The organism is Sphingomonas koreensis (genome assembly GCF_002797435.1).
Taxonomy (GTDB): domain Bacteria; phylum Pseudomonadota; class Alphaproteobacteria; order Sphingomonadales; family Sphingomonadaceae; genus Sphingomonas; species Sphingomonas koreensis.
This window is the reverse complement of the sequence record NZ_PGEN01000001.1, coordinates 2,790,901-2,810,096: the sequence shown is the minus strand read 5'-3', so window position 1 is coordinate 2,810,096 and position 19,196 is coordinate 2,790,901. Positions and strand designations below refer to the sequence as shown.

The window sequence follows — 19,196 nt, the reverse complement described above, 5'->3', positions numbered from 1 at the left end:
GGACTTGCCACCCATTCCGGCAAAAATGTGCCGAACTGCAAATTAACCCTGCTGTTTCACCTCGTTTGAAGCTGCTTCGTCCTAGTCGTGTCCGGGTCAGGGAATTGATGATGTGAGTAAACGTGCATGCTTTTGGGCTGGACCCCCCCCAGCCCGGCGCGGCATATCGCCCGGGTGTCCTTCTTTCTTGCCCTTCTCGCAGGCTGGCTAACCGGCGCGCCGAGCTGGGCAGGCACGATCCGCGAGATCGACGTTCAGTCGAACCGCATTGTCATCCAGTTCGATGAACGGGTGGCGGCGGCGAGCAGTTTCGTGCTCGCGGGTCCGAACCGTATCGCGCTCGATCTTGCGGGCGCGGCGCCAGGCGCGCGAGCCGATGCCGGCGGACCGGTCAGCAACGTGCGGCAGGCGCAGCGCGGCGACGGGTCGCGCGTCGTGTTCGACCTCGCCCGTCCCGCGATCGTCACGCAAGGCCGCTTCTCCGCCGACGGCACGGCGCTCACGCTCGAGCTGCGCACGGTGGACGATTCGCGCTTCGCCCGCGCCGCGGCCGAAGGACGGATGAGCTTCCTGCCCCCCTTCAGCTTCACCCGCGCGTCGAGCCGCCACAGCTACAGCGTCTCGGTCCCCGTGCCGCCGCGCCCGGCCGCGTTCAAGCTGCCGCGCATTCAGGGCGATGATGAAAGCCGCCCGCTGGTGGTGATCGACGCCGGCCATGGCGGGCACGATCCCGGCGCCATCTCCGCCGACGGGCTTCAGGAAAAGGACCTGACGCTCAAGACCGCGCGCGCGATCCGCGACGAACTGCTCTCCTCGGGCCGAGTCCGCGTCGCGATGACGCGCGAGGACGACCGCTATCTGCTTCACCGCGACCGGTTCGAGATCGCGCGCAAGCTCGGCGCCGCACTGTTCATCTCGGTCCATTGCGACGCCGCGCACAACGCCGAGGCAAGCGGCGCGACCGTCTATACCCTTTCCGAGGTCGCCTCCGACAAGGAGGCCGCGCGCCTCGCCGCGCGCGAGAACAAGTCGGACCTGCTCTCGGGCATCGACCTTGGAGGACAGAATCGCGAGGTTTCCTCGATCCTGATCGATCTGGCCCAGCGCGAGACGATGAACAGCTCGGCCAAGTTCGCCCGGCTGCTCGGCCGCGAGGCGCAGGGGCTGATGCCGGTCAAGGACAATTACCACCGCATGGCCTCGCTGTTGGTGCTCAAGGCCCCCGACGTGCCGTCGATCCTGTTCGAGACCGGCTATATCTCGAACGCAAAGGACGCAGCCTTCCTCAATTCCGCCGATGGTCGCCGCCGCGTGGCGGAAAGCGTGAGCCGTGCGGTCGCCATCCATTTCGCCACCCGGATGGCGGCGCGGTGATTTGTTCCTCCCCCTGAGCTGGCTCAGGAGCGCGGGAGAGCGATTGGGTGAGGCGCCGCCGCGCAGACGGCGGTATCGGCCTAAGCGTTCCTGCCCTCTTCGAGGCAGCCCCTCCGTCATCGCGTCGCGATGCCACCTGCCCCGTCGGGGGAGGAATTGGCCGAGCCGTATCAACCCGCCGCATCCCCGGCTGGAAAGCTCGGCCAATCCTGCTAAACCCCGCCCCAATGGCGGAAGCGACCGAACCCAATTTCACGCTCAAGCTCACCCGAGGGAATGCCGGAGGCCGCTTTGCGGCGCTCCGCAGACGCTGGTGGTTCAAGGTGCTCGCGTGGCTCGCTTTGCTCTCGGGCATCGGCACGGCGGCGCTGTGGGCGCTGTTCCTGCGCGACCTGCCCTCGGTCGACATGCTACGCTCCTATGAGCCGCCGCTGCCCACCAATGTCCGCCAGGGCGACGGCACGCCGCTGCGCAGCTATGCGCGCGAGCGCCGCGTCGAGCTCTCCTACGACGAATATCCCAAGCTGCTGATCGGCGCCTTCCTCTCGGCCGAGGACAAGACCTTCTTCGACCATGGCGGCGTCGATTATCCCGGCCTCGTCCGCGCGGCATGGCAGGGGCTGACCAGCGGCGAGACGCCGCGCGGCACCTCCACCATCACGCAGCAGGTCGCCAAGAACCTGCTGCTCAACAACGAGGTCAGCTACGTCCGCAAGGCGCGCGAGGCGATCCTGGCCTTCCGCATCGAGAATACGCTGTCGAAGGAGCAGATCCTCGAACTCTACCTCAACCAGATCGCGCTCGGCCGGAACGCGTTCGGGGTCGAGGCCGCGGCGCACGCCTATTTCGACAAGGATCTGAGCCAGCTCAGCCTGCCGCAATTCGCCTATCTCGCGATCCTGCCCAAGGGGCCGTCCAACTATATGCCCGAGCGGCATGCCGACCGCGCGATCGAGCGGCGCAACTGGGTGCTCGGGCAGATGCTGGCGAACGGCTATATCGATCAGGCCGCGCATGACGCGGCGGTCGCCGCGCCGCTCGGCGCCGTGCCGCGCAAGTCGCCCACGGTCGATCCGCTCGGCGGCTATTTCATCGAGGAAGTGCGCCGCCAGCTGCTCGACCGCTTCGGCGAGACCGAGAAGGCCGGGCCGTACAGCGTCTATGCCGGCGGCCTGTGGGTCCGCACCTCCTTCGATCCCGAGATCCAGAAGGCGGCGCAGAAGGCCCTGCGCGACGGGCTGCTGCGCTATGATCGCGGCCGCGGCTGGTCGGGCCCGATGCGCGAGGCGGCGTTCGAGGGCGACAATTGGCGCGCGGCACTGCTCAACACCAACATCAACCTCGACTATGAGGACTGGCGCGCCGCCATCGTCATCTCGAAGAGCGGTGGGAGCGCCGAGCTGGGCTTTGGCGACGGGCGCACCGGTACGCTCCCGGCCTCGGGTGCGCAGATGCCGGTGCGCGGCCAGGGCGGCACGGCGTTCAACGCGTTGAAGCCCGGCGACGTGATCGCGGTCGCGCCTGAGGGCGGCGTGTTCGCGCTGCGCTCGATTCCCAAGGTCTCGGGCGGGATGATCGTGCAGGATCCCAGCACCGGCCGCGTCCTCGCGATGCAGGGCGGGTTCGATGCGACGGTTCAGGCGTTCAATCGCGCGACCCAGGCGCAGCGGCAGCCCGGATCGACGATCAAGCCGATCGTCTATTCCGCAGCGCTCGAGAACGGCATGACCCCCGCCTCGATCATCGTCGACGGCCCGTTCTGCGTCTATCAGGGCGCCGGCCTCGGCAACAAATGCTTCCGCAATTTCGGCGGCACGCGCGGCGCGGGGCCGAAGACCATGCGCTGGGGTATCGAACAGTCGCGCAACCTGATGACCGTCCAGGCGGCGAACACCACCGGCATGGAGAAGGTGGTCGATCTCATGCAGCGCATGGGCGTCAGCTCGCAGAAATATCCGCCCTATCTCTCCTATTCGCTCGGCGCGGGCGAGACGACGGTGATGCGGATGGTCAACGCCTATTCGATCCTGGTCAATCACGGCCGCGCGCTCACCCCGTCGCTGGTCGATTTCGCGCAGGACCGCAAAGGCAAGGTGATCTGGCCGCAGAACTGGCGTGCGTGCGACCGCTGCAACATGCCCGACTGGGATGGGAAGCCGATGCCGCGCCCGGTCATCCGCTCGCGTCAGGTGGTCGATGCGATGACCGCCTATCAGATGGTCCACATCACCGAAGGCGTGGTCCAGCGCGGCACCGCGACCATCCTGCGCGATCTCAATCGCCCGATCATGGGCAAGACCGGCACGTCGAACGGTCCGCGCGACGTGTGGTTCATCGGCGGCACCCCGCAGATGATCGCGGGCCTTTATCTCGGCTACGACACACCCACCAATCTGGGCGGCTACGCTCAGGGTGGAACGCTCGCCGCGCCGATCTTCAAGCAGTTCGCGCAAAAGGCGTATGAGGGGCTCGACGTGCTGCCCTTCACGGCACCTGCCGGAATCCGCATGGTCCGCATCGATCGCGCGAGCGGCCGCCGCGTCTATGGCGCCTGGCCGGGCACCGATCCCAAGGCCGCGGTGATCTGGGAGGCGTTCAAGCCCGAGAGCGAACCCCGCCGCCGCGCCCGCCGCAGCGACGAAGCCGAGGCTCCGAAGGCCGAAGCGACCAGGAAGGCCGTGCAGCGGGACGGCCCGCGCGACAGCGACTTCTTGCAACGCGAGGGCGGAATCTACTAGCGGGCGTTCTTATATCGCTGCCCCTCCGGCTTGGTCCGTCACCCCGCACAAGCTGGGGTCTCGTCCGGCAAATGCAGGGTCCGGGGCGAAAGACCCCAGCTGTCGCTGGGGTGACGAACAGTTTGAAAGGTTACGACGATGCGCGCCGAAGCGCAGGCATATGCCGACAAGATCAACGACGCGCTCGCGTTGCTGCGCCGGTTCATCGACTGGGACAAGGCGCTGCGCCGGCTCGACGAGCTCAACGCGCGCGTCGAGGACCCGACGCTGTGGGACAATCCCAAGGCGGCGCAGGATGTGATGCGCGAACGCCGCCGGCTCGACGAATCGATCACCGCGACCCGCGCGATCGAGCGTGAGCTCGCCGAGACGTCCGAGCTGATCGAGATGGCCGAGGCCGAGGGCGACGAGGAAATGGCTGTCGAGGGCGTCGCCGGCCTCGCCGCGCTCGCCGCGCGCGCCGAAGAGGACAAGGTCAAGGCCCTGCTCTCGGGCGAGGCCGACGCCAACGACACCTATCTCGAAGTCCATTCGGGCGCCGGCGGCACCGAGAGCCAGGACTGGGCCGAGATGCTCCAGCGCATGTACACGCGCTGGGCCGAGCGCCATGGCTTCAAGGTGGAGCTGATGGACTATCACGCCGGCGACCAGGCCGGGATCAAGTCGGCGACGCTGCTGATCAAGGGCGAGAACGCCTATGGCTATGCCAAGACCGAAAGCGGCGTGCACCGCCTGGTCCGCATCTCGCCCTATGACAGCTCGGCACGGCGCCACACCAGCTTCTCGTCGGTCTGGGTCTATCCGGTGATCGACGATTCGATCGACATCGAGATCAACGAGAGCGACCTCAAGATCGACACCTATCGCGCATCGGGCGCGGGCGGGCAGCACGTCAACACCACCGATTCGGCGGTACGCATCACCCACGTTCCCAGTGGCATCATCGTCGCCAGCCAGCAGGACCGGTCGCAGCACAAGAACCGCGCCACGGCGATGGGCATGCTGAAGGCCCGTCTGTACGAGGCTGAGCTGGCCAAGCGCGAAGCGGCGGCGATGGGCGAGTACAGCGCCAAGACCGAGATCGGCTGGGGCCACCAGATCCGCTCCTATGTCCTCCAGCCCTATCAGCTGGTTAAGGATCTTCGCACCGGAACCACTTCCACTGCGCCCGCGGATGTGCTCGACGGAGCACTCGACCCGTTCATGGCAGCTGCGCTATCACAGCGCGTGACCGGCGAGACGGTCGAGGTGGAGGACGTGGATTGAGGCCAATGGGCGCCTCGCTGCTGATGCTGGGTGCCCTTGCGATCGCAGGGTGCGACGCCACCGAGCCGCGTCCCGCGCCCAAGCCCGAAGCGGAGCAGGAGCTCACCTTCCCCGCCGCCGACCGCCCGGTCGCAACCATCGTCTCGGCGCGCTGGTCGACCGAGGAAGCGCGCGACCGCCTCAACGAAGCCGATACGGTGATGGACCTGGCGGAGATCAAGCCCGGCACCACCGTCGCCGATATCGGCGCGGGTGAGGGCTATTACACGATCCGCCTGTCGGCGCGCGTCGGCAAGCGCGGCCGCGTGCTCGCGCAGGATATCATCCCGGGGGTGCGCGACGCGCTCGCCCAGCGCGTGTCGCGCGAGCGGCTCGACAATGTCAGCGTGCGCCTGGGCGAGCCCGAGGATCCCAAGCTTCCCGAGAACAGCTTCGACCGTATCCTGATGGTGCACATGTACCATGAGGTCGAGGACCCGTATGAATTCCTCTGGCGGATGCGCCCCTCGCTGCGCCCCGACGGGCTGGTCGTCGTGGTCGATGCCGATCGCGAGACGCAGAATCACGGCACCCCGCCTGAATTGCTCGAATGCGAATTCGCCGCGGTCGGCTACAAGCTGGTGACCAAGCGCGACATGCCTTCCGCGGGCGGCTATCTCGCCATGTTCAAGGCCGAGGGTCCGCGCCCCGAGCCAGAGGCGATCCGCGCCTGCCGCTTCCGGCCCTCGCCAAAGCGGTCCGGCGAGCCCGCGCCCAAGTCGACGACGGACGAATAGCAGCTTACCGGGTTCAGCAATGCTGAGCGGGTTGGTGCCGTTTCAACGGAGCAATCTAGAGCAGCCCCGCGGCGCGGAAGCTCCACGCTTCGCCACGCCCTACCACCAGATGCTCATGCAGCCGCACGCCGAGCGCGCGCAGCGCGTCCGCCAGCCGCCGTGTCGCGTCGCGATCCGCCCGGCTGGGCCAGGCTTCGCCGCGCGGATGGTTGTGCGCCATCACCACCACCGCCGCATCCAGGCTGAGCGCATCGATCGCCACTCGCCGCACCGGCAGCTCGACCGCGTCCGCCGCAACGCCCCGTGCGTGCCGAATCCCGAGCATCCGCCCCTCGCGGTCGCAATAGGCGAAGGCGGCGACCTCGACCTGTTCCCCGGCGACGCTGTCCGCGACAAGCCTGCCGATCGCTTCGAACCGCGTGCCGGGGGATGGGAGAGACGCTTGCAACGTCATTCCGCCATCGTTCCGAAAAGCACTGAACCGGTCGAGCGCAACCGCCTCCGCAGCGGAGCGGCTTTGCTCCAATATGGAGGCAAGACGATCCACAGCTTCGCGCCCGCGCGTGCTTGGCGTCACCCGGGCGCTCGGCTAGGCTCACCCGCGATGCGGCAATATCTCGACTTGATGGAGCGGGCATTGGCCCATGGCGCGGTACAGATGGACCGCACCGGGGTCGGCACGCGCAGCGTGTTCGGCCACCAGATGCGCTTCGACCTTTCCGAAGGCTTCCCGGTGCTCACCACCAAGAAGCTGCATCTGCGCTCGATCATCGTCGAGCTGCTGTGGTTCCTGCGCGGCGACACCAACGTCCGGTGGCTGAACGAACGCAAGGTCAGCATCTGGGACGAATGGGCCGACGCGAATGGCGATCTCGGCCCGGTCTATGGCAAGCAGTGGCGCGACTGGCAGGCGCCCGACGGCAGCCATATCGACCAGATCAAGGAGCTGATCGAGACGCTCAAGACCAATCCCGCCTCGCGCCGCATGATCGTCTCCGCCTGGAACCCGGGCGAGCTCGGCGCGATGGCGCTGGCGCCGTGCCACTGCCTGTTCCAGTGCCATGTCGCCAACGGCAAGCTCTCGCTCCAGCTCTACCAGCGCTCGGCGGACATCTTCCTCGGCGTGCCGTTCAACATCGCGAGCTATGCGCTGCTCACGCACATGCTCGCCCAGCAATGCGATCTCGAACCGGGCGAGTTCATCTGGACCGGCGGCGACTGCCATCTCTATTCCAACCATCTCGAACAGGCCGAACTCCAGCTCTCCCGCGCGCCCGGCCCGCTCCCGCGGCTCGAGATCCTGCGCAAGCCCGCCTCGATCGATGCCTATGCGTACGAAGACTTCGTGCTGCACGACTATGTCGCCCAGCCGCACATCAAGGCCGAGGTCGCGGTCTGATCAGCTTCCATCTCGCGCGGGCCGATAACGGCGTGATCGGGGTGGACGGGCGGCTGCCCTGGCACCTGCCGGCCGACCTCAAGCGCTTCAAGGCACAGACCATGGGCAAGCCTATGATCATGGGCCGCAAGACCTTCGAGAGCTTCCCGAGCCCCCTGCCGGGCCGCCGCCACATCGTGCTGACGCGCGACGCGGCATGGCAGCGCGACGGGGCGGAGGTCGCGACGTCGGTGGACGCCGCGTTGGCGCTGGCCGGGGAAGGCGATGTCGCGGTGATCGGCGGCGCGGAGATTTTCGCGCTGCTCCTCCCGCTCGCCGACCGGATCGAGCTGACCGAGGTCCATCTCTCGCCCGGCGGCGACGCTACCGTCCCGCCCTTCGGCCCTGAATGGCGCGAAACCGCGCGCGAGGATCATCCCGCCGATGGCGACCGCCCCGCGCACAGCTTCGTCACGCTGGAGCGGCGGGCTTGACGTAATCGTCACCCCGGACTTGTTCCGGGGTCCGGCTTGCCCCACACAATGGCGGGCAGCGATTGCGGCACGGCGGATGCCGGAACGAGTCCGGCATGACGGGGAGGGTTTGCGATGAAACGGAAGTGGTGGCTCTGGGCGCTCGCCCTCCTGATGGTTGCTGCCCTCGCCTTCTTCGCGCTCGCCCCCGGCATCGTCGAAAAGGGCATGAACAAGGTCGTTGCGACCAGGCTCCCCAATGTCACGCCCGAGACGCGCAAGCTCCACGCCAGCCTGCAGATCGCCGACCTCCACGAAGACACCTTGCTGTGGAAGCGCAGCCTCAACGATCGCTCGAATCGCGGCCAGGTGGATCTGCCCCGGCTGATCGAGGGCAATGTCGCGCTTCAGGTCTTCTCCTCGGTCACCAAGACCCCCAAGAACCAGAATTACGACGCCAACGGCGCCGATAGCGACAACATCACCATGCTCGCGATCGCCCAGCTCCAGCCGCCGCGCACCTGGACCTCGCTGCTCGAACGCTCGCTGTTCCATGCGCAGAAGCTCGACCGCGCCGCCGCCGCGTCGGACGGCAAGCTGCGCGTGATCCGCACGCCCGCCGATCTCGACGCGCTGCTCGCCGCACGCGCCGGAAAGCCGCAACCGGTCGGCGGCCTGCTCTCGATCGAGGGCCTCCAGAACATGGAGGGCAAGCTCGCCAATCTCGACCGGCTCCACGCCGCGGGCTTCCGCATGGCCGGCCTCACCCATTTCTTCGACAATGAGCTGGCCGGGTCGATGCACGGCATCGCCAAGGGCGGGCTGACCCCGCTCGGCCGCCAGACCGTGCGCCGCATGGAGCAACTCGGCATGGTCGTCGACATCGCGCATGCCAGCCACAAGTCGGTCGCCGAGATCCTCGCCATGGCCAAGCGCCCCGTCGTCTCCAGCCATGGGGGCGTGCAGGCGGTGTGCAAGGTCAACCGCAACCTCTCCGACGAGGAGATTCGCGGTGTCGCGAAGACCGGCGGGGTGGTCGGCATCGGCTATTGGGATGCGGCGATCTGCGGGACCGAGCCGGAAAAGGTCGCCGCGGCGATCGCGCATGTCCGCGACCTGGTCGGAATCGACCATGTCGGCCTCGGCTCCGACTTCGACGGCGCGGTCACCACCGGCTTCGACACCGCCCAGCTGGTCTTCGTGACCCAGGCGCTGGTCGATCGCGGCTTCAAGCCCGAGGAAATCCGCAAGGTGATGGGCGGCAACGTCCTGCGCGTGCTGCGGGCGGGCCTTGCGCCGGGACAGTGAATCCACCGGCGAGTTGGCACTGGCGAAAGCCGCCTCTATAGGCGCGCCCATGGAGCGGCTGGACGGAGCGGTCGCGGTACCGGCGCATCTTCGCGGCGGGATCGTCGCGCTCGGCAATTTCGACGGGTTTCACCGGGGGCACCAGGCGGTGGTCGGCCGCGCGATCGAACGCGCGCGTGCCGAGGGCCGTCCGGCGATCGTCGCGACCTTCGACCCCCACCCGATGCGCTTCTTCCGCCCGGACACGGCCCCCTTCCGCCTCACCACGCTCGACCAGCGCCAGCATCTGTTCGCGCAAGCGGGCGCCGACGCGATGCTCGTCTTCGGCTTCGACGCCGTGCTCGCCAGCCTGCCCGCACGCGCCTTTGCGCAGCAGCGGCTGGTCGAGCTGATCGGCGCGGGCGGGGTCGTCACCGGCGCCGACTTCACCTTCGGCAAGGGCCGCGACGGCGATGTCGCCGTACTGCGCGCGCTGGGCGAAGAGCTCGGCTTCAGCGTCGACACCATCGCCCCGGTCGCGGAGTCGGGCGACGTGATCTCCTCCAGCCTGATCCGCGAGGCGCTGCAGGCAGGCAAGCCGCGCAAGGCCGCGGCGCTGCTCACCCGTCCCTTCGCGATTCAGGGTGTGGTCGAGCCGGGCGCGAAGCTGGGGCGCGAGCTGGGCTATCCCACCGCCAACCTCGGCCTCGGCAGCTACCTCCGCCCCCGCTACGGCATCTATGCGGTGCGCGGGCATCTGCCGGATGGCCGGGTGCTCGACGGTGCCGCGAATCTCGGCATCCGCCCGAGCTTCGATCCGCCGGTCGAGCTGCTCGAACCCTATTTCTTCGACTTTTCGGGCGACCTCTATGGCCAGACGATCGAGGTCGAGCTGATCGAATTCATCCGCGACGAGGCGAAGTTCGATTCGCTGGAGGCGCTGAAGGCGCAGATCGCCGCGGATTGCGAGGCGGCAAAGGCCGCGCTGCGAATTAGCTAGCCCCTCCCGGCCGCGGGAGGGGCATCACGCTTTCACCTTTCCCAGCTTTCCTCTAATCGGCCGAAACGCATGACCGAAAACACTGACTCGCAGCGCGACTGGCGCGACACCGTCTTCCTTCCGAAGACCGACTTCCCGATGAAGGCGGGCCTTGCCGCCAAGGAGCCCGCGATCCTCGAGCGCTGGGCGCGCATCGGCGTCTATGACCGGCTGCGCGAGCAGCGGAAGGGACGCGAGCGCTTCATCCTCCACGATGGCCCGCCTTATGCCAATGGCGACCTGCACATGGGCCACGCCATGAACAAGATCCTCAAGGACATCGTGGTGCGCAGCCAGAGCCTGATGGGCAAGGACGCGCCCTATGTCCCCGGCTGGGACTGTCACGGCCTGCCGATCGAATGGAAGATCGAGGAAGCCTATCGTGCCAAGAAGCTCAACAAGGACGAGGTTCCCCCGGCCGAGTTCCGCGCCGAATGCCGCGCCTATGCCGCCAAATGGGTCGATATCCAGCGCGAGCAGTTCAAGCGCCTCGGCGTCACCGGCGACTGGGACGATCCCTACCTCACCATGAAGTTCGACGCCGAGGCGACGATCGCGGGCGAGCTATTGAAGTTCGCGACCAGCGGCCAGCTCTATCGCGGCGCCAAGCCGGTGATGTGGTCGCCGGTCGAAAAGACCGCGCTGGCCGAGGCCGAGGTCGAATATGAGGACGTGGTGTCGACGCAAATCGACGTCGCGTTCGAGATCGTCGATGCGCCGAATGCACCAGAATTGGTCGGCGCGCACGCGGTGATCTGGACGACCACGCCTTGGACGATCCCGGTCAACCAGGCTTTGGCTTACGGGCAGGATGTGGATTACGCGATCACGACGCTGAGCGATCATGACGGCAAGGTGCTCGGCAGGTATCTGATCGCGACGGACTTGGTCGCTAGCTTTCAAAGTCGTGCTGACAAAACGCTGCGCTCAGGCGACGCGCCTGAAACATTGGGTGTCTGGAGCGTCGATAGCTTCGTGCACGGCGCGCAACTCGCCGGCGCGACCGCTCGCCACCCGATGCACCATCTCGGCGGCTTCTTCGCCAGGCCGCGCCCTTTCCTCCCCGGCGATTTCGTCACCACCGACGCCGGCACCGGCCTGGTCCATATGGCACCCGATCATGGCGAGGACGATTTCCTGCTGTGTAAGGCGCATGGCATCGATCCGGTCTTCGCGATCGATGGCGCGGGCATGTACCGCGCCGACTGGCTGTGGCTGGGCGGTCAGGGATCGGTCATCAACAAGAAGTTCGTCGCCAGCGACGGGCCGATCTGCACCGATCTGCGCGAAGCGGGCGCGTTGCTCGCCGCGTCGGACGATTTCGCGCACAGCTATCCGCATAGCTGGCGTTCCAAGGCGAAGATCATCTTCCGCGCCACCCCGCAATGGTTCATCCCGATGGACCGCGCCGCGGGTACCGTCGCGCAGGCCGAGGACGAATCGGCCGCCGGGGCCGCCGATTTCGCGGGCTTCATGCCGCTCGCGCCGCACAACGCCCCCACGCTGCGCGGCCTCGCGCTCGACGCGATCGAGCGCACGCAATGGGTGCCGGAGCGTTCGATCAACCGCATCCGATCGATGGTCGAGGGGCGCCCGGACTGGGTGATCAGCCGCCAGCGCGCCTGGGGCGTGCCGATCCCGCTCTATGTCCATCGCCAGACCGGCGATTACCTGCGCGACGACGCGGTCAACGCCCGCATCCTCGACGCCTTCCGCCAGGGCGGCGCGGACGCGTGGTTCGGCGCGGACCATCAGGCGCTGCTCGGCGCCGATTACGACCTCGCTGACTATGAGGTGGTCAACGACATCCTCGACGTGTGGTTCGACAGCGGCTCGACCCACAGCTTCGTGATCGAGGCGCGCTATGGCGAAGGCGTCCGCGCCAACCTCTATCTCGAAGGCTCCGACCAGCATCGCGGCTGGTTCCAGTCGTCCTTGCTCGAAAGCGCGGGCACCCGCGGCCGTGCGCCCTATGACGCGGTGCTGACCCACGGCTTCGCGCTGGACGGGCAGGGCCGCAAGATGTCGAAGTCGCTCGGCAATGTCGTCGATCCGCTCAAGATCATCGGCGAAAGCGGCGCGGACATCCTGCGCCTGTGGGTCGCACAGACCGATTATTTCGAAGATGTGCGCATCGGCAAGGAAGTCCTCGCTGGCACGAGCGACGCCTACCGCAAAATCCGCAACACCTTCCGCTACCTCCTCGGCGCGCTCGACGGCTTCACCGACGCGGAGAAGGTGGACGTCAAGGCGATGCCCGAGCTGGAGCTGTACGTGCTCCACAAGCTCGGCATGCTCGACGTCGAGCTGCGCTCGGCGGCCGAGGCGTATGAGTTCAACCGCTACGCCCGCGCGTTGTCGGACTTCATGAACGAGGACCTGTCGGCCTTCTTCTTCGATATCCGCAAGGACTGCCTGTACTGCGATGCGCAGAGCGATCCCAAGCGCCGCGCCTATCGCACCGTGCTCGACCTGCTGTTCCACGCACTGGTCCGCTATGCCGCGCCGATCCTGGCCTTCACCGCCGAGGAAGTGTGGCAGAGCCGCTACCCGACCGAGGACGGGTCGGTCCATTTCCTCGAATGGCCCGAACTGCCGCCGCTGCCCGGCGACGATGCGATCAGCACCGAATGGGCCGATATCCGCGCGCTGCGCGAGAAGGTGACCGAGGCGATCGAGCCCTATCGCCGCGAGAAGACGATTCGGTCGAGCCTTGAGGCGGAGGTGACGGTGCCCGAGATGCTGCGCCCCGCCGCCGAGCTGGCCGAGGTGTTCATCGTCGCCGATGTGAAGCTCAAGAACGGCGACGTCACGGTCGCACGCACCGATCGCCAGAAGTGCGGACGCTGCTGGCGGCTGCTGCCGGAGGTTGAAGCCGAGGGCGCACTGTGCCACCGCTGCGCTCAGGTGGTCTCATGAATCGCAATCGTACCCTTGGTTTCGCGCTCGCCGCGCTGATCTTCATCGCCGATCAGGCGGTGAAGGCGTTCGTCGTCGAAGGGCTGGGCATCGCCTATCCCGGCGCTGTCCGGGAGATACTGCCGTTCTTCGACCTGCGCTTCGTCGCCAATAACGGGGTGTCGCTGGGGCTGCTGGCTGCGGAGACCGAACTGATGCGCTGGGGGCTGGTGGTGATGACCGCAGTCATCGCGATCGGCGTCGGCTTCTGGATGGCGCGCGAGAAGAACCGCGGCGACCTGCTGGCGCTGGCGTTCGTACTGGGCGGTGCACTCGGCAACATCGTCGATCGCACGCGCTTCGGCTATGTCGTCGACTATGCCGATCTGCACTTCGGCGAATGGCGCCCTTTTTTGGTCTTCAATGTCGCCGATGCTGCCATTACCATCGGCGTCGTGATCCTGCTCATCCGGGCGCTGTTCGTGCGTGAAAAACCAAAGGCCGAAGGAACCGGTGCCAAAGCCGCCCCTGTGGAGAATGCCAATGCGTAAATCCGTCCTCATCGCCGCCGTCGGCGGATCGGCGATGCTGCTCGTCAGTTGCGGCAGCGGCGGTATGCTCAACCGCAAGCGCCCCGACGAGTTCGCCGTGGCGCGTCAGGCGCCGCTGGTGATCCCGCCCGATTTCGCGCTTCGCCCGCCCCAGCCCGGCGCGCCGCGCCCGCAGGATTCGGGCGGCCCGTCGCAGCAGGCGCTCGAGGCACTGTTCGGCGGAACCGCGCAGCGCAGCGCGTCCGAACAGGCCGCGATCCAGGCCGCCGGGGGCAACAACGCGGCCGATGTCGGCGTCCGCTCCTCGGCAGGGAGCCCCGGCACCAATGTGATCGACAAGGGCAGCACCACGCGTGACATCGTCGCGGCGCCGCAGGGCGACGGCCGCGACGCGCGCACTGCGACGGGCGCCGCACCGGCGCCGGTAACGCCCGCTCCGACGCCTAGCCCGACGCCGCAGAACTGACCGCAATCCGGCTGAACGAACAAGGGCGGCTGCGTGTGACGCAGCCGCCCTTTTCATGTCCAGCGATCGGAAGAGGGCCGGAAAGCCCCCTTCCTCAAGCGATCAGAATGAGAAGCCGATATAGGCCAGCACGGTCGATCCGCGGCCGCGGCGCTCCGCGAACTTGCCGATACCGACGACATTGGCGTTCGAGATGTCGGTATCGACATAGGTCACGCCGCCCTTGAACGGACCGCCAACCCATTCCGCGCCGACGCTCCAGTCCATATAGTTGTTGTCGATCACGCCCGGCACGTTGAGCGAGCCCAGCGCGCCGCTCGAATAGCCGAGATGCGCCTTGACCGTGATTGGCGTGGTCGGGATGCCGACCGACGCATCGCCATAGACATAGAGATTGTCGTCGTTGCCGCCCTTGACGTCGAAGCCAGCCAGGCCGTCCTGTCCGCCCCAGGCATAGGCCGCGCCGAGCTTGGTCGAGACCGGGCCGATCGTGTAGGTGACCGCGGCATAGGGCTCGAAGAAGTCGGTGTTCACGCCCGCCGCGCCATCGGCGTACATGTAGTAGAGCAGACCGACATCGAAGCCGAGGCCGTTGTTCAGCGTCTTGGTGTAGCCCGCATAGAGATCGATCTCGACATCGCCATAGCCGGTCAACGCAGGCGTGCTGCCATCAAGGCCGCCGTCGATCGTTGATGCCCAGACGCCCGCATACAGGCCCGAACTGTGGTTGAGGTTGAGCGTCGCCTGAACCGCCGGGTCCTCGTTGGTCTGCGTGGTGCCGCGGAAGCGGTAGTCACTGATCAGGGTGACCCCGCCGGAAAGCTTGAACGGCGGCGAGGCTTCGGCAACCTCGGGCGCATCGGTCTCTTCCTGCGCAAAGGCAGGAGTCGCGGTGGCCGCCAGCAGCAGAGCGCCGGCAATGGCTTTGTTGAAACGCATGGGATCCCTTTCGTCTAAATGCGAGTGGTCCCAACCTGCCAGCGACCGGGACGCCGCCTTTGGCTCAGGGTCTTCACCCCGGCGCGGCTATTTCCGATTGCTGAGGGGTCTTTGCAGCATTCCGCTGCGCTGCACAATCGCCTTTCGCCGAACCGTGACAATTGCGCCGCCGATGTTGCGGCGGCGCAACAGGATTGTCACGTTTGTGACGGCCGGGGTCGGCCGCTGGCTTCAGCGAACAGCGACGATCGCATCGACCTCGACCGCAGCACCGCGCGGCAGTGCCGCGACGCCCACAGCGGCGCGCGCATGGCGGCCAGCCTCGCCGAACAGCTTTTCCATCAGCTCGGACGCACCGTTGCCGACCTGGGGCTGCTCGGTGAAGCTGGGTGCCGAATTCACGAATACGCCGAGCTTGACGATCCGCTCGACCCGGTCGAATCCGCCCAGCGCCTTCTCGATCTGTGCGACCAGCATCAATGCGCAGCGCTCCGCCGCCTCCTGGCCATAGGCCACGTCGCGATCCTCGCCGAGGCGGCCGGTCATCACCGCGCCATCCTTGAAGGGAAGCTGGCCCGAAATGTGGAGCAGCCCGCTCGCCAGCACGGTCGGCACATAGGCCGCGACCGGCGCGGCCGCCTCGGGCAGGGTCAGGCCGAGTTCGGCAAGCTTGGCGTGCACATCAGTCATCTAGCATCTCCCAGGGATTCAACTTCGGTTGCCGGTTGCCCGGCGGCAAAACGATCGGAAATCCAGCGCTGCGCTTCGCGCCAGTCGTCGATCCGGGCATGCGCATAGGGCGCGGCAGGGACATGCGGCGCCATTGCCGGCTCGGACACCATGTGCAGCCGGAACACATGCGGCGCCGCGCGCGCGACCGATTCGTGATGCTGGGCAAGATCGTCGACGAATACGGCAACCTGCGCACCATGTTCCGCAACCAGCTGCGCCACGGGCCGGCCCTTGCCGCCCTGATTGCATTCAACGCGATGGACAATGCCATGCGAGTCGAGCTGGGCGATGCGATGCTCGCGGCAATGATCCTTCAGATTGGTCAGGATCACGATATCGGCAGCCTCCGCCAACACCGCCAGCGCCTCGCGGGCGTACGGCACCAGCGTCTGCCGGGCCATCTCGCCCGGGAAGAATCCGTCGAGAAAGCCCCAGATCGCCTCATGCGTCAGCGCGCTGCCGTCACGATGCCGGATCGCGTTGGGCCAATCGTGATTCGACACGTCGAAATCCACGTCATGCGCCTCGTCGAGCCAGACGCTGAAATGCCGCACCATGTGCAGCAGCACCTCGTCGCAATCGCAGATCAGAAGCGGCTTCATGCAATCTCCAGCCTGGCGCGCGCCGCCACCAGCGCCGCGGGCTGGGCGCCGATCGCTTCGGCACAGGCGATCAAATCGGGTTCATAGGCCTCGAGAAACCCGAGCACCGCCGAGAGCACCGAAGGCTCGCCCGCCCGCGCACGCAGATCGGTGGGCGTGAGGCCCGTCATGTCGAGCAACCGATGCGCGCGGGCGACATCGGACACCGTCCAGCCGAGCGCGGCAAGCGCCAGCGCGGTTGCGTCCTCATTTGTCTCGCCAGCGCGCATCGCCTAGAGCTTGCCCGACCTCATTGATGGATAGACTGCGCGTGGCAAAAAGGGTGCTGGTTGTCGAGGACAACGAACTCAACCTCAAACTTTTCTGCGACCTGCTGCGCGCGCACGGCTTCGAGACCTCGCCCGTTCGCGACGGACGCGAAGCAGTGGCGACCGCGCGCGCGTTCAACCCCGATCTGGTGGTGATGGATATCCAGCTGCCGCACATCTCCGGCCTCGACATCATCGGGCGGATGCGCGGCGACCCGGCGCTCAGGGACATCCCGGTGATGGCGGTGACCGCCTATGCCGGACAGGAGGACGAGGCGCGAATCCGCGCGGCGGGCGCCAACGCTTATGTCACCAAGCCGATTTCGGTGATGCGCTTTGTCGCGGAGGTGCAGGCTCTTTTGTAGATAGTCGGCACTGGCAAACGTAAAAGGCCGCACGGCGAATCGCCTGCGGCCCTGGATCCCGGATCGAGTCCGGGATGATGTGCAGCGGCTTACGCCGCCGCCATCACTTGATCTTCGCTTCCTTGAACTCGACGTGCTTGCGCACGACGGGATCGTACTTGCGGAAGCTCAGCTTCTCGGTCTGAGTGCGCGGGTTCTTCTTGGTGACATAGAAGAAGCCGGTATCAGCGGTGCTGACGAGCTTAATCTTGACGGTTGTCGGCTTGGCCATCGCCCGAATCCTGCAGTTTCGTTCAAAAAATAAAGCGGCCGCGCGCTGGCAGGCCGCTGTCAGGAGGGGGCGCATGCCCCGTGGAGGGCGCGATGTCAAGCGCGCGGTCCGCTTTTGAGCCGATTAGCGGGGCGTTAACCATGTCGGGCGCACCGTTCACCCGTAAGGATCGCAGGGGGAGAACCGCGATGACCGATGCACGCAACTGGGTGCTGGCCGACGAGCTTGGTCAGCGAATCGATTCGATCGGTGCGCGCGCGGCGCGGGCCGCGACCGCCGAGCTTGCCGCCGATCTCGACGCGATCCGGCGAATCGCGCTCGCCAACGGCATCACCCCCGCTCTTCCGGTGGTCCATGCGCTCGAATCGGCGCTTGCCGCAGGGCAGCGCGGACCGATGATCGCTGACGGTCTGGCGCTGCTGCGCGATGCGGTCAGCTGCGGACGCGACGATCCGCGTACCGCCGCTGCCTTTACCGCGGCCTGTTCGATCCGCCTCGGCGCCTGATATGACGGCCTGATGGATTCGCTCGTCCCCGCCTTCATCGCCGCCTTGCTGGCGCAGGCGGGGGACCGATCGCCCTGGCTCGTCGCGATCCTGGCCGACCGGTTCGGCAAACCCTTCACGGTCGCCCTTGCCGCCTTCCTCGCGCACGCCGCGGGCAATGCCGTGGCGGCGACCGGAGGCATGCTGATCGCACCGATGCTGACGCCCAATGCCCGCCAGCTTCTTCTCGCGCTGGCGCTGGGGTTCGCAGCGATGGGCGCGCTGTGGCGCCTGAAACCGCCCGATCGGCTTGAGGGCTGGAAGCTCGGAACGTTCGCGACGTCGCTGTTCGGCGTGGGCATCTTTGCCGCAGGCGACACGACGCAGTTCTTCACCCTCGCCTTCGCCGCGCAGGAGCCTGCGCCCGTGCTCGCGGCAATCGGTGCGACGCTGGCGGCTCTGGGTGTGAACACCGCTGCGGCGCTGATGGGCGAGAAGGCATGGCGCAAGCTGCCCATCGGCCCGTACCGCGTGGGTTTCGGTCTGATCTGCCTTGCTCTCGGTGCCGTACTCGCTGCGGGCGCCCTCCGCCTGATCTAGCCGGTCGATTACCCTGATCGCACTTTCCGCAGCGCAACAACGGAGCCTATATGGCAGGGGATCGTTTCATAGCCGAACCCAACCGATCAGGAGCGAATCATGGCCGACCCGAACGCCGCGCTGAAGACCCCGACCGATCTCAACCGCAACGACACCAAGACCGTGGCGCAGGCGCTGAACGGTATCCTGGCGGACAGCTACGCGCTGTATTTCAAGACCAAGAACTTCCACTGGCACGTCTCGGGTCCGCATTTCCGCGACTATCACCTGCTGCTCGACGATCAGGCCGCGCAGATCCTCGCGACCACCGATGTGATCGCGGAGCGCGTGCGCAAGACCGGCAACGCCACGCTGCGCTCGGTCGGCGACATCTCGCGCCATCAGACGATCAAGGACAATGACAAGGACTTCGTCGCGCCCGAGGAGATGCTGGCCGAGCTGCGCGAGGACAATCTCAAGCTGATCGCGCTGTTGCGCGAGGCCAAGGAGATCGTCGACGAGGCCAAGGACAATGCGACCAGCGGCATCCTGGACGAATGGACCGATCAGGCCGAGGAGCGCGCCTGGTTCCTGTTCGAGACCACCCGCAAGGGTTGAGGATACGCCGTCGCCCCAGCGCAAGCTGGGGCCCGTGCGGCAAGTGATTCG

At 66.8% G+C, this 19,196-nt stretch carries 21 protein-coding genes; 15 read left to right on the top strand and 6 right to left on the bottom strand.

Annotated features, from left to right (window positions below):
• Positions 1 to 126: 126 nt before the first annotated feature.
• The 4 genes from BDW16_RS13325 to BDW16_RS13310 all read left to right on the top strand — a co-directional run bounded on the left by BDW16_RS13325 (position 127) and on the right by BDW16_RS13310 (position 6,154).
• Positions 127 to 1,374 carry an N-acetylmuramoyl-L-alanine amidase gene (locus BDW16_RS13325; RefSeq protein WP_066571719.1) on the top strand — a complete coding sequence of 416 codons (1,248 nt, stop codon included), beginning with the start codon at positions 127 to 129 and terminating at the stop codon, positions 1,372 to 1,374.
• Positions 1,375 to 1,601: 227 nt separating this feature from the next.
• Positions 1,602 to 4,112 (top strand): penicillin-binding protein 1A, encoded by a 2,511-nt coding sequence (locus BDW16_RS13320; protein ID WP_066571726.1) that lies wholly within the window; start codon positions 1,602 to 1,604, stop codon positions 4,110 to 4,112.
• A gap of 138 nt (positions 4,113 to 4,250) precedes the next feature.
• On the top strand, positions 4,251 to 5,378 hold the full coding sequence (gene prfB, locus BDW16_RS13315; RefSeq protein ID WP_066571729.1) for a peptide chain release factor 2: 1,128 nt from the start codon (positions 4,251 to 4,253) through the stop codon (positions 5,376 to 5,378).
• 5 nt (positions 5,379 to 5,383) lie between these two features.
• Positions 5,384 to 6,154, top strand: a complete 771-nt coding sequence (locus BDW16_RS13310; RefSeq protein ID WP_066571732.1) for a class I SAM-dependent methyltransferase — start codon at positions 5,384 to 5,386, stop codon at positions 6,152 to 6,154.
• A 55-nt stretch (positions 6,155 to 6,209) separates the two neighbouring features.
• On the opposite strand, the gene BDW16_RS13305 is transcribed toward BDW16_RS13310, so the two are convergent.
• Positions 6,210 to 6,608 (bottom strand): JAB domain-containing protein, encoded by a 399-nt coding sequence (locus tag BDW16_RS13305; protein ID WP_066571735.1) that lies wholly within the window; start codon positions 6,606 to 6,608, stop codon positions 6,210 to 6,212.
• 150 nt (positions 6,609 to 6,758) lie between these two features.
• Between BDW16_RS13305 and BDW16_RS13300 the strand changes: the two genes are divergently transcribed.
• The 7 genes from BDW16_RS13300 to BDW16_RS13270 all read left to right on the top strand — a co-directional run bounded on the left by BDW16_RS13300 (position 6,759) and on the right by BDW16_RS13270 (position 14,246).
• Positions 6,759 to 7,553, top strand: coding sequence for a thymidylate synthase (locus BDW16_RS13300; RefSeq protein ID WP_066571738.1), 795 nt, complete (start codon positions 6,759 to 6,761; stop codon positions 7,551 to 7,553).
• Positions 7,550 to 8,026: a dihydrofolate reductase gene (locus BDW16_RS13295; protein ID WP_066572799.1), complete on the top strand. Its 477-nt coding sequence runs from the start codon at positions 7,550 to 7,552 to the stop codon at positions 8,024 to 8,026. Before BDW16_RS13300 ends, BDW16_RS13295 begins: the two co-directional genes overlap by 4 nt.
• Before the next feature lie 114 nt (positions 8,027 to 8,140).
• Positions 8,141 to 9,313 (top strand): dipeptidase, encoded by a 1,173-nt coding sequence (locus BDW16_RS13290; protein ID WP_066571741.1) that lies wholly within the window; start codon positions 8,141 to 8,143, stop codon positions 9,311 to 9,313.
• A 49-nt stretch (positions 9,314 to 9,362) separates the two neighbouring features.
• Positions 9,363 to 10,292 (top strand): bifunctional riboflavin kinase/FAD synthetase, encoded by a 930-nt coding sequence (locus tag BDW16_RS13285; protein WP_066571744.1) that lies wholly within the window; start codon positions 9,363 to 9,365, stop codon positions 10,290 to 10,292.
• 69 nt (positions 10,293 to 10,361) lie between these two features.
• Positions 10,362 to 13,250 carry an isoleucine--tRNA ligase gene (ileS, locus tag BDW16_RS13280; protein WP_066571746.1) on the top strand — a complete coding sequence of 963 codons (2,889 nt, stop codon included), beginning with the start codon at positions 10,362 to 10,364 and terminating at the stop codon, positions 13,248 to 13,250.
• The gene (lspA, locus tag BDW16_RS13275) at positions 13,247 to 13,780 is read left to right on the top strand and encodes a signal peptidase II (protein ID WP_066571752.1); all 534 of its coding nucleotides are present in this window, start codon (positions 13,247 to 13,249) and stop codon (positions 13,778 to 13,780) included. Before ileS ends, lspA begins: the two co-directional genes overlap by 4 nt.
• Entirely contained in the window at positions 13,773 to 14,246 is a 474-nt protein-coding gene (locus tag BDW16_RS13270) for a DUF3035 domain-containing protein (protein WP_066571755.1), read from the top strand. Before lspA ends, BDW16_RS13270 begins: the two co-directional genes overlap by 8 nt.
• Before the next feature lie 102 nt (positions 14,247 to 14,348).
• Here BDW16_RS13270 and BDW16_RS13265 read toward each other — a convergent pair whose 3' ends face one another.
• The 4 genes from BDW16_RS13265 to BDW16_RS13250 form a co-directional block, all read right to left on the bottom strand.
• Complete coding sequence (locus tag BDW16_RS13265; protein WP_066571758.1) at positions 14,349 to 15,185, bottom strand: TorF family putative porin; 837 nt, start codon at positions 15,183 to 15,185, stop codon at positions 14,349 to 14,351.
• 231 nt (positions 15,186 to 15,416) lie between these two features.
• Positions 15,417 to 15,875, bottom strand: a complete 459-nt coding sequence (locus tag BDW16_RS13260) for a RidA family protein (protein WP_066571765.1) — start codon at positions 15,873 to 15,875, stop codon at positions 15,417 to 15,419.
• Entirely contained in the window at positions 15,872 to 16,519 is a 648-nt protein-coding gene (locus BDW16_RS13255) for a hypothetical protein (protein ID WP_066571767.1), read from the bottom strand. Before BDW16_RS13255 ends, BDW16_RS13260 begins: the two co-directional genes overlap by 4 nt.
• Positions 16,516 to 16,788, bottom strand: a complete 273-nt coding sequence (locus BDW16_RS13250; RefSeq protein ID WP_066571775.1) for a DUF3572 family protein — start codon at positions 16,786 to 16,788, stop codon at positions 16,516 to 16,518. The genes BDW16_RS13255 and BDW16_RS13250 overlap by 4 nt, the downstream gene beginning before the upstream one ends.
• 41 nt (positions 16,789 to 16,829) lie before the next feature.
• Here BDW16_RS13250 and BDW16_RS13245 point away from each other — a divergent pair, with 41 nt between their 5' ends.
• The gene (locus BDW16_RS13245) at positions 16,830 to 17,192 is read left to right on the top strand and encodes a response regulator (protein WP_066572801.1); all 363 of its coding nucleotides are present in this window, start codon (positions 16,830 to 16,832) and stop codon (positions 17,190 to 17,192) included.
• A 103-nt stretch (positions 17,193 to 17,295) separates the two neighbouring features.
• On the opposite strand, the gene rpmG is transcribed toward BDW16_RS13245, so the two are convergent.
• On the bottom strand, positions 17,296 to 17,463 hold the full coding sequence (gene rpmG / locus BDW16_RS13240) for a 50S ribosomal protein L33 (protein WP_066571778.1): 168 nt from the start codon (positions 17,461 to 17,463) through the stop codon (positions 17,296 to 17,298).
• 188 nt (positions 17,464 to 17,651) lie between these two features.
• Here rpmG and BDW16_RS13235 point away from each other — a divergent pair, with 188 nt between their 5' ends.
• From BDW16_RS13235 to BDW16_RS13225, 3 genes are all read left to right on the top strand, one after another.
• Positions 17,652 to 17,969 carry a hypothetical protein gene (locus BDW16_RS13235; protein ID WP_066571779.1) on the top strand — a complete coding sequence of 106 codons (318 nt, stop codon included), beginning with the start codon at positions 17,652 to 17,654 and terminating at the stop codon, positions 17,967 to 17,969.
• Positions 17,970 to 17,981: 12 nt separating this feature from the next.
• On the top strand, positions 17,982 to 18,548 hold the full coding sequence (locus tag BDW16_RS13230; protein ID WP_066571781.1) for a TMEM165/GDT1 family protein: 567 nt from the start codon (positions 17,982 to 17,984) through the stop codon (positions 18,546 to 18,548).
• 99 nt (positions 18,549 to 18,647) lie between these two features.
• On the top strand, positions 18,648 to 19,145 hold the full coding sequence (locus tag BDW16_RS13225; RefSeq protein WP_066571789.1) for a Dps family protein: 498 nt from the start codon (positions 18,648 to 18,650) through the stop codon (positions 19,143 to 19,145).
• Positions 19,146 to 19,196 lie beyond the last annotated feature (51 nt).